Source organism: Streptomyces corallincola (assembly GCF_019104725.1).
Classification (GTDB): Bacteria; Actinomycetota; Actinomycetes; order Streptomycetales; family Streptomycetaceae; genus Streptomyces; species Streptomyces corallincola.
Genome location: NZ_JAHRXF010000023.1, coordinates 1 through 14613 on the forward strand (window position 1 = coordinate 1; position 14613 = coordinate 14613).

The 14613-nt window shown below is 72.8% G+C and carries 13 protein-coding genes; 8 read left to right on the forward strand and 5 right to left on the reverse strand.

The window, feature by feature from the left end; all coding sequences use genetic code 11:
- Positions 1-741 (forward strand): hypothetical protein (locus KUM39_RS16225; RefSeq protein WP_217786366.1); only part of this gene is annotated, 741 nt, incomplete at its 5' end.
- A 107-nt stretch (positions 742-848) separates the two neighbouring features.
- Here the strand turns inward: KUM39_RS16225 and KUM39_RS16230 are convergent.
- Together KUM39_RS16230 and KUM39_RS16235 are read right to left on the reverse strand one after the other, a co-directional pair.
- The gene (locus KUM39_RS16230; protein ID WP_217786367.1) at positions 849-1988 is read right to left on the reverse strand and encodes an adenylate/guanylate cyclase domain-containing protein; all 1140 of its coding nucleotides are present in this window, start codon (positions 1986-1988) and stop codon (positions 849-851) included.
- A gap of 393 nt (positions 1989-2381) precedes the next feature.
- Positions 2382-3242, reverse strand: a complete 861-nt coding sequence (locus tag KUM39_RS16235) for a biotin--[acetyl-CoA-carboxylase] ligase (protein WP_217786368.1) — start codon at positions 3240-3242, stop codon at positions 2382-2384.
- A 111-nt stretch (positions 3243-3353) separates the two neighbouring features.
- On the opposite strand from KUM39_RS16235, the gene KUM39_RS16240 reads away from it, so the two are divergent.
- The 4 genes from KUM39_RS16240 to KUM39_RS16250 all read left to right on the forward strand — a co-directional run bounded on the left by KUM39_RS16240 (position 3354) and on the right by KUM39_RS16250 (position 6080).
- On the forward strand, positions 3354-4937 hold the full coding sequence (locus KUM39_RS16240; protein WP_217786369.1) for an acyl-CoA carboxylase subunit beta: 1584 nt from the start codon (positions 3354-3356) through the stop codon (positions 4935-4937).
- A gap of 41 nt (positions 4938-4978) precedes the next feature.
- Complete coding sequence (locus KUM39_RS16245) at positions 4979-5188, forward strand: acyl-CoA carboxylase epsilon subunit (RefSeq protein ID WP_217786370.1); 210 nt, start codon at positions 4979-4981, stop codon at positions 5186-5188.
- Between the two features lie 89 nt (positions 5189-5277).
- Complete coding sequence (gene mmpB / locus KUM39_RS28585) at positions 5278-5406, forward strand: morphogenic membrane protein MmpB (protein ID WP_281425715.1); 129 nt, start codon at positions 5278-5280, stop codon at positions 5404-5406.
- A 56-nt stretch (positions 5407-5462) separates the two neighbouring features.
- On the forward strand, positions 5463-6080 hold the full coding sequence (locus tag KUM39_RS16250; protein ID WP_217786371.1) for a nucleoside triphosphate pyrophosphatase: 618 nt from the start codon (positions 5463-5465) through the stop codon (positions 6078-6080).
- Here KUM39_RS16250 and KUM39_RS16255 read toward each other — a convergent pair.
- Positions 6052-6570 carry a hypothetical protein gene (locus KUM39_RS16255; RefSeq protein WP_217786372.1) on the reverse strand — a complete coding sequence of 173 codons (519 nt, stop codon included), beginning with the start codon at positions 6568-6570 and terminating at the stop codon, positions 6052-6054. The two genes, KUM39_RS16250 and KUM39_RS16255, sit on opposite strands and share 29 nt — an antisense overlap.
- A gap of 374 nt (positions 6571-6944) precedes the next feature.
- On the opposite strand from KUM39_RS16255, the gene KUM39_RS16260 reads away from it, so the two are divergent.
- On the forward strand, positions 6945-8717 hold the full coding sequence (locus KUM39_RS16260) for an acetyl/propionyl/methylcrotonyl-CoA carboxylase subunit alpha (RefSeq protein ID WP_217786373.1): 1773 nt from the start codon (positions 6945-6947) through the stop codon (positions 8715-8717).
- Positions 8718-8927: 210 nt separating this feature from the next.
- Here the strand turns inward: KUM39_RS16260 and KUM39_RS16265 are convergent, their stop codons facing one another.
- Both KUM39_RS16265 and KUM39_RS16270 read right to left on the reverse strand, forming a co-directional pair.
- Entirely contained in the window at positions 8928-9878 is a 951-nt protein-coding gene (locus KUM39_RS16265) for a DeoR/GlpR family DNA-binding transcription regulator (RefSeq protein WP_217786374.1), read from the reverse strand.
- Between the two features lie 165 nt (positions 9879-10043).
- Complete coding sequence (locus KUM39_RS16270) at positions 10044-12011, reverse strand: NAD(P)H-quinone dehydrogenase (RefSeq protein ID WP_372455767.1); 1968 nt, start codon at positions 12009-12011, stop codon at positions 10044-10046.
- Between KUM39_RS16270 and KUM39_RS16275 the strand changes: the two genes are divergently transcribed.
- Positions 12002-12826: a purine-nucleoside phosphorylase gene (locus tag KUM39_RS16275; protein WP_217786376.1), complete on the forward strand. Its 825-nt coding sequence runs from the start codon at positions 12002-12004 to the stop codon at positions 12824-12826. The genes KUM39_RS16270 and KUM39_RS16275 overlap by 10 nt on opposite strands.
- A 59-nt stretch (positions 12827-12885) precedes the next feature.
- Entirely contained in the window at positions 12886-14517 is a 1632-nt protein-coding gene (locus tag KUM39_RS16280) for a phospho-sugar mutase (protein ID WP_217786377.1), read from the forward strand.
- Positions 14518-14613: the final 96 nt, after the last annotated feature.

A 14613-nucleotide genomic window follows, 5' to 3' on the forward strand; every position in this document is an offset into this window, starting at 1 on the left:
CTCCCCCCACCCCGGAAACCCGAGCCCACCCGCACCACCGCCCCCATCCCCGTACCGGAACCCCTCACCTGGCGTGAGGTCCTGCGCCGGGGGCGGCATCGCAGACCGCGCCCGCGCAAGGTGGTTCTGGTGCTCGGCGGGATCGCCCTGGTCGTCGGGCTGCTGAGCATGTTCCGGATCGCACCGGAGTCAGGGGTGGGCGTCCCCGGCACGGCGGAGGCGGAGCCCCGTCACAGCGCCGCGCCCACGGCGACGGAACGGACGCACCCCACGTCCGGTACCTCGGGCACCGGAACCGGCACCGGAACGGACACGGGCACACGGCCGGAAGCGAACGGCACCACCCCCACAACCGCCCCCGCCGAAAACGGAACCGAACTCGGACCCGGACCCGACGAAGCGGGCTCAGTCGCGGACCGCACCGGAGCGGCAGGGTCGGCCCGCCTCCCCTCGGCCACCACCCCGCCCCCCGCACGGGACACGGCCCCGACGACGCCCGGCCGTACCGGCGACACCCCCGCACCCCCGCACTCCACCACCACCCCCGGCAACGGAAACGGCAACGCCCCCACCCCACCGCCCGCCACGACCCGCCCCGAGCCCCCTCAGCCCACCCGGACACCCCCCGCACCACCCCGGCCGCCGACCCCCAGCACACCCCCGTCCAAGCCGGAGGGTGTCTGCATCCCGGTCGTCAACCTGTGCGTGGGCCTCGACCTGCCGGGCTCCCTGGGCGACTGACCCATCAGCCGGGGCCACACAGCGCGCGACAGCGAACGGAGCACACCCCCGCGCTCATCCCCGCACCGGTCAACCCGCCCGTCCCGGACGGAACTGCTAGGGACGTCTCAGCCCCCCGGGCGCCCGTCCCTGCGTCCCAGCAACCACGGCTCCACCAGCCCCAGCCCACGCACCGGCCGCTGCCAGGTGGGGCGGAGGGCGAAGCGGTACGACGGGGGTTCCTCGCCCTGCTTCTCTGCGGCGGCGACCGCCTCCGCCGCGTCGGCCTCGGAGGCGGGGGCCTCGCGGGTGCGCATGAGTTCCTCCGCGAAGGCGCTGTCCACGAGGACGGCGTCGCGGGGGGCTATGGAGGTCAGCCGGGAGGCGAGGTTGACGGTCGTGCCGAACACGTCGCCCATCCGGGTGGTGACCGTGCCGAAGGCCATGCCGACACGCAGCTCGGGCATCGTCTCGTCGTTGGCGAGGGTCTCCACCAGCAGCAGCGCGATGTCGGCGGCGACGCCCGCGTCGTCGGCGGCGTAGAGGACCTCGTCGCCGAGGGTCTTGATGAGCCGTCCGCCGCGCGCGGCGACGAGGTCGGCGGCGGTGGTCTCGAACGCCTCGACCAGCTCGCCGAGTTCCTCCTCCTCCATCCGCCGGGTGAGCCGGGTGAACCCGACGAGGTCGGCGAAGCCGACCGCGAGCCGCCGGTCCACCATCTCCTCGTCGTCGGCGGTCTGCACGACCCGTCCGGCGGACGCGGCGAGCTGGCGACGCCAGACGTAGACGAGGAACTCCTCCAGCTCCGGCAGGAGCAGTTCGACGATCGGGTACGTGACCTCGGTACGGGTCATCCCCGGCTCGGGCGGGTCGGTCAGCCCCTCCAGGAAGGAATCGATCTGCCACTCCGCCAGCCGGGCGGTGGTCTGCCCGGTGGACCGGGCCACCTGGACGGCCATCGCCTCGCTCAGCAGTCCCGCCTCGACCAGACCGGCCAGCCGCCGCAGCGCGAGCACGTCCGCCTCGGTGAGTGCCTTGGCCTGCCCTATGTCCGCGAAGCCCATCGCCCGCCAGAACCGGGATGCCAGCTCCATCGAGACACCGGCGCTGCGGGCCGCCTGGAACGGGGTGTAGCGGCGTTCGGCGCCCAGGATGAGCTGTTCCAGGCGCAGCGCCAGCGGATCGTCACCGGGGTCGGTGACGGGCGGGTCCACCCGGCCGTCCCGGCCGTCGGCGCCCGCGCCGGAGCCCCTGTCATCGACGCTCAACGCTGCTGCCCTTCCGATCTGCCGCGGCCAGGTCTCGACCGCGGTCAACTCTACGGCAGGTGTGCGCCAGCTCACTCCGCCGGGCTGGGCCGTCCGGCCCACCCTCCACCGCCCCACCGGGGCAGGTCGCGCACGGTACGGACAGGCTCCCCCACCCGGCCCGCCCCCGCACGTCCGCCGCACCCTCGATACGGCCCGTGGCCGCCGCGCACTCACACCGGACACACACCCGGGACACCCGTCACGGCCGTCACGGCCACCATGTCCGTCACGCCCCCGCGTCCCCGGCCGCAGCCCCCGGCCCCGGCCCCGGCCCCCGAGCGCGCACTCACACCCGACGCACACCCACCGGGCCGCCCGGCCGTCCCACTCCTCAAAGAAACCCAAACACCCTCATACCCCTCGCACATGCACCACATCCCCCGCCCCCACCGGCTCCCGTACGCCCTCCGCCGTGGCGATCACCAGCCGCCCGTCCCCGTCCACCGCGAGCGCCTCGCCCACGAGGGTGCGGTCGCCGGGGAGTTCGGCGCGGACCGTGCGGCCGAGGGTGGCGCAGCCCGCCGCGTAGGTCTCCTGGAGGCCGCTGGCGGCGGGGTCGCCGGAGGCGTCGCGCCAGCGCGCGTACCAGTCCGCCAGCGAGCGCAGGACGCCGCGCAGCAGCGGGTCTCGGTCGGTGGTGACGGCGCCCGCGAGGGCGAGGGAACCGGCCTGCGGGACGGGGAGTTCGTCGGCGCGCAGCGAGACGTTGATGCCGACGCCGACGACGACGCCCGCGTCCCCGGCGCGCTCGGCGAGGATGCCACCGGCCTTGCGCTCCTCGCCGCCGACGGTGACGAGGAGGTCGTTGGGCCACTTCAGGGCGGTGTCCACCCCGGCCGCGCGGGACAGACCGGTGGCGACGGCGACGCCGGTGAGCAGCGGGAGCCAGCCCCAGCGGTCCAGGGGCACGCCGTCGGGCCGGAGCAGTACGGAGAAGGCGAGGCCGGAGCGGGGCGGCGCGGTCCAGCGCCGGTCGAGGCGGCCCCGTCCCGCGGTCTGCTCCTCCGCGATCAGCACGGCACCCTCGGCGGCCGTGCCGGACGCGGCGCGGGCGACGAGGTCGGAGTTGGTGGAACCGGTGCGCGGGACGACGTCCAGGGAGGTCCACAGGCCGCCCGCGCGGACCAGCGACCGGCGCAGCGCGGCGGCGTTCAGGGGCGGGCGGTCCAGGTCGGACCAGCGGCTGGGCTCTGCGGCATCGCGGGGAGTCATGCAAGTCACCCTAGGTGTGGGAAAGACCGCACTGCCGACCCCCGCGCACCGCACTAGTCTACGGCTGAGTAACCATCCCCCCTTTTGAGCAGGCAGGGAGCCGCGATCCCGATGTCCGAGCCGGAAGAGATCGACACGCACACGACCGCGGGCAAGCTCGCGGATCTTCAACGCCGTATCCACGCGGCGACGCACGCCGGCTCCGCGCGCGCGGTCGAGAAGCAGCACGCCAAGGGCAAGCTGACGGCCCGCGAGCGGATCGAACTGCTGCTGGACGAGGGCTCGTTCGTGGAGCTGGACGAGTTCGCCCGGCACCGCAGCACCAACTTCGGCCTGGACGCCAACCGCCCGTACGGCGACGGGGTGGTGACCGGCTACGGCACCGTGGACGGCCGCCCGGTGGCCGTGTTCTCGCAGGACTTCACCGTGTTCGGCGGGGCGCTGGGCGAGGTGTACGGGCAGAAGATCGTGAAGGTCATGGACTTCGCGCTGAAGACCGGCTGCCCGGTGATCGGGATCAACGACTCGGGCGGCGCGCGCATCCAGGAGGGGGTGGCCTCGCTGGGGGCGTACGGCGAGATCTTCCGCCGCAACACCCACGCCTCCGGGGTGATCCCGCAGATCAGCCTGGTCGTCGGCCCGTGCGCGGGCGGCGCGGTGTACTCGCCCGCGATCACCGACTTCACGGTGATGGTGGACCAGACCTCGCACATGTTCATCACCGGCCCGGACGTGATCAAGACCGTCACCGGTGAGGACGTGGGCTTCGAGGAACTGGGCGGCGCCCGCACCCACAACACCGCGTCCGGTGTGGCCCATCACATGGCGGGCGACGAGAAGGACGCCGTGGAGTACGTCAAGCAGCTGCTGTCGTACCTGCCGTCCAACAACCTGTCCGAGCCGCCGGTGTTCGCGGAGGAGGCGGATCTCGCCGTCACCGACGAGGACCGCGAGCTGGACACCCTGGTCCCGGACAGCGCGAACCAGCCGTACGACATGCACACGGTGCTCGAACACGTCCTGGACGACGGGGAGTTCTTCGAGACGCAGGCGCTGTTCGCGCCGAACATCGTCACCGGTTTCGGCCGGGTCGAGGGGCGCCCGGTGGGCATCGTCGCCAACCAGCCGATGCAGTTCGCGGGCTGTCTGGACATCACCGCGAGCGAGAAGGCGGCCCGCTTCGTGCGGACCTGCGACGCGTTCAACGTGCCGGTGCTGACCTTCGTGGACGTGCCGGGCTTCCTGCCCGGCGTGGACCAGGAGCACGACGGCATCATCCGGCGCGGCGCCAAGCTGATCTACGCGTACGCGGAGGCGACCGTCCCGCTGATCACCGTCATCACCCGCAAGGCGTTCGGCGGCGCGTACGACGTGATGGGCTCCAAGCACCTGGGCGCCGATCTCAACCTGGCCTGGCCGACCGCGCAGATCGCGGTGATGGGCGCGCAGGGCGCCGTCAACATCCTGCACCGGCGCACCATCGCCGAGGCGGAGGACACCGAGGCCACCCGCGCGCGGCTGATCCAGGAGTACGAGGACGCGCTGCTGAACCCGTACGTGGCGGCCGAACGCGGGTACGTGGACGCGGTGATCATGCCGTCGGACACCCGCTCGCACATCGTGCGGGGGCTGCGCCAGCTCCGTACGAAGCGGGAGTCCCTGCCGCCGAAGAAGCACGGCAACATCCCGCTGTAGGGCCGCCCCCCCGTCCGCCCCGCCGACCCCTGGGAGCGTGCATGAACATCAAGGTCGTACGCGGCAATCCGACCCCGGAGGAGCTGGCCGCCGCGCTCGCGGTGGTCCGGGTGCGCGCCGCCGCGGTTTCGGAGGCGCCGTCCGGCGCGCCGGGGCCGCGTGACGCCTGGTCCGACCCGGCCCGGGTCGCGGCCCGCCGGGTGCCCCCGCCGGGCCCGGTCTCCTGGGCCCGCACCTACTGGCCCGCCTGACCGGCACCCCCGCCCCGCCGAACGCCGGGTTCCGGGTCTGAGTACGCGTACTCAGGCCCCGGGGCCCGGCGTTCGCGCACGCTGGGGGCATGCTCTGGTCGGACCCCGGGGACGAACCCCCGAAGGACATGCGGGAAACCGTCTCGATGCTGCGGCGGCTGGGGCTGGTGATGGCGGTCACGATGGTGCTGGCGATGATCGTGATCGGGCTGCGGTGAGCGCCGGACGACGACCGCGGCCGGGCCCGGACCGGCCGCGCGGTTACGCTGACCGTATGACAGATCACGCGCCCCGTCGGCTGGTGCTCGCCTCCCAATCCCCCGCCCGGCTGGGCCTGCTGCGGCAGGCCGGACTCGCTCCCGAGGTGCTGGTGAGCGGCTTCGACGAGGACTCGGTGACCGCGCCCACCCCGGCCGAGCTGGCGCTCGCGCTGGCCGAGGCGAAGGCGTCGCTGGTGGCGGGGAGGCCGGAGGTGGCCGGTGCCCTGGTGATCGGCTGCGACTCGGTGCTGGACCTGGACGGGCAGGCGCTCGGCAAGCCCGCCGACGCCGAGGAGGCCACCGCCCGCTGGAAGGCGATGCGCGGCCGGGTGGGCCTCCTCAGGACCGGGCACTGCTTGTGGGACACCGCGAGCGGGCGGCAGGTCTCCGCGACCGCGTCCACCGCGGTCCGCTTCGGCGAGCCGACGGACGCGGAGATCGCCGCCTACGTCGCCTCGGGCGAGCCCCTCCACGTGGCGGGCGCGTTCACCCTGGACGGCCGTTCGGCGCCCTTCATCGACGGCATCGACGGCGACCACGGCAATGTGATCGGGCTGAGCCTGCCGCTGCTGCGCCGCCTGCTGGCGGAACTGGGCGTCCCGATCACGGAGTTGTGGGCGCGGGCGGAGTGATCTCGCCGGGCACACTGTCCCGCGGCTCCCGCTCCGTGCCGCTCGCGCCCGGCCCCGGTTCACCCGTCCGGGGGTGCGGCACGCCCGGCGCCGTACCGGGTTCGCGGTCGTAGGTGACCAGGAGCAGCACCAGCAGCGCCAGCACGGCCAGCATGAACAGGAACGGCCGCGGGCCGATCAGGGCCAGGCAGACGGCGCCCAGCAGCGCGTGCACCACGGCCGCGCTGACCAGCAGGACACGCCCGACCCCGGCCGGGGCCCGGCCGCGCACCGCGACCAGCAGGGTGACCAGGGCGCACAGCACGAAGTAGAGCCCGAACAGCAGGCCGCCGAGCTTCGACGACAGCGACATGACGTGCGGGTCCAGCCCCGCCAGGGACATCCGCTGGCGGCCGACCACCACTCCGAGGAACCAGTTGAGCCAGGCGATAGCGAACGCCTCGGCGAGCAGTACGGCCGTCAGCACCCACGCCAGCGGTCTGCGCAGCACCGGCCCCCACCCACTTTCTCCCACAGCCCCGTCCGGAGCTGCTGTTACCCGTAGTACGTCCTGTCACCGCGCACGCTACTAACGGGTAAACCCGGGGACAAGAGTTCGGGCACCGGCAAAGAATCATTGGGCCATTCGTAGGGACTCCACAAAGAAACCGAGTGGGCCGCAGCACGCCTTCACAGAGACCTTGGCCACATGACGGGGCTAGGGTTTCCCGGTGGGCTCCTGCGTACCGGGCCGGGACATGGGATTTCACGGACGAGTGAGCCTCGCGTCACGCTCCGTGTGGGCAAGCTCACCACCGGGGACGGGTCGAAGTGCCGTGTCGGCAGTCCCTAAACTCGGCTTGTTTCAAGGAGGGAGCCTCAATCGTGCGCAAGGTGCTCATCGCCAACCGTGGCGAAATCGCTGTCCGCGTGGCCCGTGCCTGCCGGGACGCCGGTATCGACAGCGTGGCCGTCTACGCCGAGCCGGACCGGGACGCTCTGCATGTCCGCGTCGCGGATGAGGCGTTCGCGCTGGGCGGTGACACTCCGGCCACCAGTTACCTGGACTTCGACAAGGTCCTGAACGCCGCCCGCGAGTCCGGCGCGGACGCCGTCCACCCCGGATACGGCTTCCTCTCGGAGAACGCGGAGTTCGCGCAGGCCGTGCTGGACGCGGGTCTGGTCTGGATCGGTCCGCCCCCGCACGCCATCCGGGACCTGGGCGACAAGGTGGCCGCGCGGCACATCGCGCAGCGCGCCGGTGCCCCGCTGGTGGCCGGTACCCCGGACCCGGTCTCGGGCTCCGACGAGGTCGTGGCCTTCGCCGAGGAGCACGGCCTGCCCATCGCCATCAAGGCGGCGTTCGGCGGCGGCGGACGCGGCCTGAAGGTCGCCCGCACCCTCGAAGAGGTCCCCGAGCTGTACGACTCGGCGGTCCGCGAGGCGGTCGCCGCCTTCGGCCGGGGCGAGTGCTTCGTCGAGCGCTACCTCGACCGCCCCCGGCACGTGGAGACCCAGTGCCTGGCCGACAAGCACGGCAACGTGGTCGTCGTCTCCACCCGTGACTGCTCGCTCCAGCGCCGCCACCAGAAGCTGGTGGAGGAGGCCCCGGCGCCGTTCCTCTCCGAGGAGCAGCGCGCGGAGCTGTACCGCGCCTCCAAGGCGATCCTGAAGGAGGCCGGTTACGAGGGCGCGGGCACCTGCGAGTTCCTGGTCGGCCAGGACGGCACCATCTCCTTCCTGGAGGTGAACACCCGCCTCCAGGTGGAGCACCCGGTCACCGAGGAGGTCGCCGGGATCGACCTCGTCCGCGAGATGTTCCGTATCGCGGACGGCGAGGAACTGGGCTACGGCGACCCCGAGCTGCGCGGGCACTCCTTCGAGTTCCGCATCAACGGCGAGGACCCGGGCCGCGGCTTCCTCCCGGCGCCCGGCACGGTCACCCGTTTCGACCCGCCCACCGGCCCCGGTGTCCGGCTGGACGCGGGCGTGGAGGCGGGCTCGGTCATCGGCCCCGCCTGGGACTCCCTGCTGGCCAAGCTGATCGTCACCGGCCGCACCCGCAAGGAGGCGCTGGAGCGGGCGGCCCGCGCGCTGGACGAGTTCCAGGTCGAGGGCATGGCGACGGCGATCCCGTTCCACCGGGTGGTCGTGCGGGACCCGGCGTTCGCGCCGGAACTGACCGGCTCCGCCGACCCGTTCACGGTCCACACCCGCTGGATCGAGACCGGCTTCGTCAACGAGATCAAGCCCTTCACCGCGCCCGCCGACGCCGAGGCGGACGAGGAGACGGGCCGGGAGACGGTCGTCGTCGAGGTCGGCGGCAAGCGTCTTGAGGTCTCCCTGCCGTCCTCGCTGGGCATGTCGCTGGCCCGTACCGGTCTCGCCGCCGGTGCCAAGACCAAGCGCCGCGCCGCGAAGAAGTCCGGCCCGGTGGCCTCCGGAGACACCCTCACGTCCCCGATGCAGGGCACCATCGTGAAGGTGGCCGTGGAGGAGGGCCAGCAGGTCCAGGAGGGCGATCTGGTCGTCGTCCTGGAGGCCATGAAGATGGAGCAGCCTCTCAACGCCCACAAGGCGGGCACCGTCAAGGGCCTCACCTTCGAGGTCGGCGCGTCGGTGACGTCCGGCGCGGCGATCTGCGAGATCCAGGACTGAGGCAGCGGGCCCCGGCCCGCACGTTTCGACGACGCCCGGCGCGGACTTCGGTCCCGCCGGGCGTTTCGTCGTACGGAGCGGCCGTACGTGGCTGTCGTACGGGGAGGTCGCGCGGGGCGGCCGTACGGGCGCGGTACGCGGGCCCCAGGTGGCCGGGGCCGTACGCCCGCCGTACGGCCCCGCGGAGCCCGTGCCGCCCGGCGTGCGCCGCTATCTGCGGCGCAGGTCCGCCACGCGGCTCCGCTCCCGTTCCCGTTCCGCCGGGCCCGGCTGCTGCTGGTCGCCCAGCATGCCGCGCAGGCCGCCGGTGGCTTGGCGGCGGGGTCCGGGCACCGCGCGGCGGCGCGGTGTGGACCCCTGCTCACCCCCCGGAGCCCCGTTCGCCCCGGCCACGGCGATCTGCACCCCCTGGTCCGCGAGGGCCTGCAACTCGGTGGCGGCGCGCTCGTCGTGGGCGGGCGGGTCGTCGGTGACCAGCCGGGTGATGAGGTCGGTGGCCACCGTCTGGAACATGGTGTCGGTGCCCAGCTTGGTGTGGTCGGCGAGGACCACGACCTCGGCGGCGGCCTGCACCAGCGCCCGGTCCACGGAGGCCGAGAGCATGTTGGAGGTGGACAGCCCGCGCTCGGCGGTCAGTCCGCTCCCGGAGAGGAACGCCTTGGACACCCGCAGCCCCTGGAGGGACTGTTCGGCCCCGGAGCCCACCAGGGCGTAGTTGGAGCCGCGCAGGGTGCCGCCGGTCATGACGACCTCGACGCGGTTGGCATGGGCCAACGCCTGGGCGACCAGGAGGGAGTTGGTGACGACGGTGAGGCCGGGGACACGGGCGAGCCGACGGGCCAGCTCCTGCGTGGTCGTCCCCGCACCGACGACGATGGCCTCGCCCTCCTCGACGAGTCCCGCGGCGAGGTCGGCGATGGCCGTCTTCTCCGCGGTGGCGAGATGCGATTTCTGCGGAAAGCCGGACTCTCGCGTGAATCCACCCGGCAATACCGCACCGCCGTGCCGGCGGTCGAGGAGTCCTTCTGCCTCCAGTGCGCGCACGTCCCGCCGTACGGTCACTTCGGAGGTCTGGACGACGCGGGCGAGTTCCCGGAGCGACACCGCTCCGTTGGCTCGCACCATTTCGAGGATCAATTGACGACGTTCTGCAGCGAACACGAAACTGACAGTAACGCCAACGACCGTCTGCTTTCAGCAGTTTGCGCCGAATAGCAGAAGTTGTTCGCAGGGCATGGCGGGAGGTGGTATAGGGCCTACCCGTCCCGCCTATGCCGTACGCATGCTCGACAACGCGCCGTGACCAGCGGGAAGTCGGCGGCCGGGTCAGAAGTCGGCGCCGGCCTTGGGGGTCTGCAACTGGCGGGCGACTTCCGCGATCGACCCGGAGAGCGAGGGATAGACCGTGAAAGCGTTGGCGATCTGTTCAACCGTCAAATTGTTGTCCACGGCGATCGAGATCGGATGGATCAGTTCCGAGGCGCGCGGCGCGACCACCACACCGCCGACCACGATGCCCGTGCCGGGGCGGGCGAACAGCTTCACGAAGCCGTCCCGGATGCCCTGCATCTTGGCGCGCGGGTTGCGCAGCAGCGGCAGCTTCACCACGCGGGCGTCGATCCTCCCCGCGTCCACGTCCGCCTGGGTGGTGCCGACGGTGGCGATCTCCGGGTCGGTGAAGACGTTGGAGGAGACCGTCCTCAGGTTCAGCGGGGCCACCGCGTCGCCCAGGAAGTGGTACATGGCGATACGGCCCTGCATGGCCGCCACCGAGGCGAGCGCGAAGACACCGGTCACGTCACCGGCCGCGTAGACACCGGGGGCGGTGGTGCGGGAGACCTTGTCCGTCCAGATGTGCCCGGAGTCGCGGACCTTGACGCCCGCCTCCTCCAGACCGAGACCCGCGCTGTTGGGGATGGCGCCGACCGCCATCAGGCAGTGCGTGCCGGAGATGACCCGGCCGTCCGCGAGCGTGACCTCGACCCGGTCCCCGACCCGCTTGGCGGACTGGGCGCGGGAGCGTGCCATCACGTTCATGCCCCGGCGCCGGAACACGTCCTCCAGCACCTCGGCGGCGTCCGGGTCCTCGCCCGGCAGCACCCGGTCGCGGGAGGAGACGAGGGTGACCTCGGAACCGAGCGCCTGGTACGCACCCGCGAACTCGGCACCGGTCACGCCGGAACCGACCACGATCAGTTCCCTGGGCAGCTCGTCCAGGTCGTACACCTGGGTCCAGTTCAGGATGCGCTCGCCGTCGGGCTGCGCGTCGGGCAGCTCGCGCGGATGACCGCCGGTGGCCAGGAGTACGGCGTCGGCGGTGAGCGTCTCCTCGGTACCGTCGGCGGCGGTCACCACGACCTTCCGGGACCCGTCCAGCGCCTGCATCCCGTCCAGCCGGCCCCGGCCGCGCAGCACCCGCGCCCCGGCCCGCGTGACGGACGCGGCGATGTCGTGCGACTGCGCGAGCGCCAGCCGCTTCACCCGCCGGTTCACCTTGCCCAGATCCACCCCGACCACCCGCGCGGCCTGCTCCATCGGGGGGGTGTCGTCGGCCACGATGATGCCCAGCTCCTCGTAGGAGGAGTCGAACGTCGTCATCACCTCGGCCGTGGCGATCAGCGTCTTCGACGGCACGCAGTCGGTCAGCACCGACGCGCCGCCCAGACCGTCGCAGTCCACGACGGTCACCTCCGCCCCGAGCTGCGCGGCCACCAGCGCCGCTTCGTATCCGCCGGGTCCGCCACCGATGATCACGATCCGAGTCACGCCCCCCATTCTCCCGCACCCCACCCCATGCCCGTGCCGGGGGGCAGATCCCCCGCGACGAGAGGCCGCATCGGGGCCCGAAGCCCGGCGGCCGGAAGCCGCTTCAGAGGCGCGGAGACCGGCGGCGGGAAGCCGCCTCAGGGGCGCGGGGAACTGCGCGACAAGCCACAACGCACCCGCGGGGACCCCCGAAACCCGGGCCACCCCCAAGGGGCGCGGGGAACTGCGCGAGAACCCCGACGGCCCCGCACCCGAAAACACACCCAAGCCACCCCTCAGGGGTGCGGGGAACTGCGCGAACCACCACGCCGATCCCGCACCCGACACACAACCCCAGGCACAGAAAGGGGCGCGGGGAACGGCGCGACAAGCCACAACGCACGCGCACGCGCACCCGCACCCGCACCCGCACCCGCACCCACCACCCCCGTTCCCCACCACCCCCGGGAAGACAACGATCACATTCCCGTCCCCCCAGGGGTCTACGCGCGTAAACGAACACCCGCTACCCTCAACCCGTGAACGCATCTCTTCTTCCGGACGACACCCAGGCGGACCCGTACACGGCCGCCCACACCGCCGCGACCCGCCTGCGCGAACTGACCGGCGCGGACACCCACGACGTCGCCCTCGTCATGGGCTCCGGCTGGGCCCCGGCCGTGGACGCCCTCGGCACCCCCGACGCCGAGTTCCCGGTCACCGAGCTCCCCGGCTTCCCGCCCCCCGCCGTACAGGGCCACGGCGGCAAGATCCGCTCGTACGCCACGGGCGACAAGCGGGCGCTGGTCTTCCTCGGCCGTACCCACTACTACGAGGGCCGGGGCGTCGCGGCCGTCGCGCACGGCGTCCGCACCGCCGTGGCCGCGGGCTGCCGGACCATCGTGCTCACCAACGGCTGCGGCGGCCTGCGCGAGGGCATGCGCCCCGGCCAGCCGGTGCTGATCGCGGACCACATCAACCTCACCGCGACCTCCCCGATCGTCGGCGCGAACTTCGTGGACCTGACGGACCTGTACTCCCCGCGCCTGCGCGCGCTGTGCAAGGAGATCGACCCGAGCCTGGAGGAAGGCGTCTACGCGCAGTTCCCCGGCCCGCACTACGAGACCCCGGCCGAGATCCGCATGGCCCGCACGATCGGCGCCGACCTGGTCGGCATGTCCACCGTGCTGGAGGCCATCGCCGCGCGCGAGGCGGGCGCCGAGGTGCTGGGCATCTCCCTGGTGACCAACCTCGCCGCCGGTATGACCGGTGAGCCGCTCAACCACGAGGAGGTCCTCCAGGCGGGCCGCGACTCGGCGGCGCACATGGGCGAGCTGCTCACGCAGGTGCTGGGCAAGCTGTAGGAAACGCCGGTCGGCGGACCGTACGGAGTCGGCAGACATCAGGAGAGGTTGAACCCAAGGTGCACGACGATCTCATGGCCAAGGCCACCGCATGGCTCGCGGAGGACCCCGACCCGGAGACCCGCGAGGAACTGGCCAAGCTGATCGAGGCGGGTGACACCGAGGAGCTGACCGCCCGGTTCGCCGGGACGCTCCAGTTCGGCACGGCGGGCCTGCGCGGAGAGCTGGGCGCGGGCCCGATGCGGATGAACCGCTCGGTGGTGATCCGCGCGGCGGCCGGTCTCGCGGCCTACCTGAAGCAGCAGGGCCACGGGGACGGCCTCGTCGTCGTCGGCTACGACGCCCGGCACAAGTCGGCCGACTTCGCGCGGGACACGGCCGCCGTGATGACCGGCGCGGGCCTGCGGGCCGCCGTACTCCCCCGTCCGCTCCCGACGCCGGTGCTCGCGTTCGCCATCCGGCACCTGGGCGCGGTCGCGGGCGTGGAGGTCACCGCCAGCCACAACCCGCCGCGCGACAACGGCTACAAGGTGTACCTGGGCGACGGCTCCCAGATCGTGCCGCCCGCCGACGCGGGCATCGCCGCCGGGATCGACGCGATCGCCTCCCTGGACGACGTACCCCGCCCGGAGAGCGGCTGGGAGATCCTGGACGACGCGGTGCTGGACGCGTATCTGGCCCGTACGGACGAGGTGCTGGCCCCGGACTCCCCGCGTACCGCGCGCACGGTCTACACGGCGATGCACGGCGTCGGCAAGGACGTCCTGCTGGCCGCGTTCGCCCGCGCCGGGTTCCCGGAACCGGTCCTGGTGACCGAGCAGGCCGAGCCCGACCCGGACTTCCCCACCGTCGCCTTCCCCAACCCGGAGGAGCCGGGCGCGATGGACCTGGCCTTCGCCACGGCCCGCACCGCCGACCCGGACCTGATCATCGCCAACGACCCCGACGCCGACCGCTGCGCCGCGGCCGTGAAGGACGGTGCCGACTGGCGCATGCTGCGCGGCGACGAGGTCGGCTCCCTGCTCGCGGCCCACCTGGTCCGCCGGGGCGTCCGGGGCACCTTCGCGGAGTCGATCGTCTCCTCGTCCCTGCTCGGCCGCATCGCGGAGGCGGCGGGCCTGCGCCACGAGGAGACCCTCACCGGCTTCAAGTGGATCGCCCGCGCCGAGGGCCTGCGCTACGGCTACGAGGAAGCCCTCGGCTACTGCGTCGATCCGGACGGCGTCCGCGACAAGGACGGCATCACCGCGGCCCTCCTGATCACGGAGCTGGCCTCCGAACTGAAGCGGGAAGGCCGCACGCTCCTGGACCTGCTGGACGACCTGGCCCTGGAGCACGGCCTCCACGCCACGGACCAGCTCTCGGTCCGCGTGGACGACCTGTCGATCATCACGGACGCCATGACCCGCCTCCGCGACCACCCCCCGACCGAGCTGGCCGGCCTCCCCATCACCCACGCGGAGGACCTGACCAAGGGCACCGACTCCCTCCCCCCCACGGACGGCCTCCGCTACACCCTCACCGGCGCCCGCGTCATCGCCCGCCCCAGCGGCACGGAACCCAAGCTGAAGTGCTACCTGGAGGTGGTGGTGCCGGTGGAGAACCGGGAAACCATCGCAGCGGCCCGAGCGAAGGCGACGGAGCTGCTGACGGCCCTGAAGCGCGACTTCGCGAGGGCAGCGGGTCTCTGAACGAGCCGGCGGGCGGCCTCGGGGCCACGAGCCCCGAGGCCCCGACCCCAAGGCCCCGTCTCCGAGACCCCGAGCCCGGGAGGATGACGGGTAGGA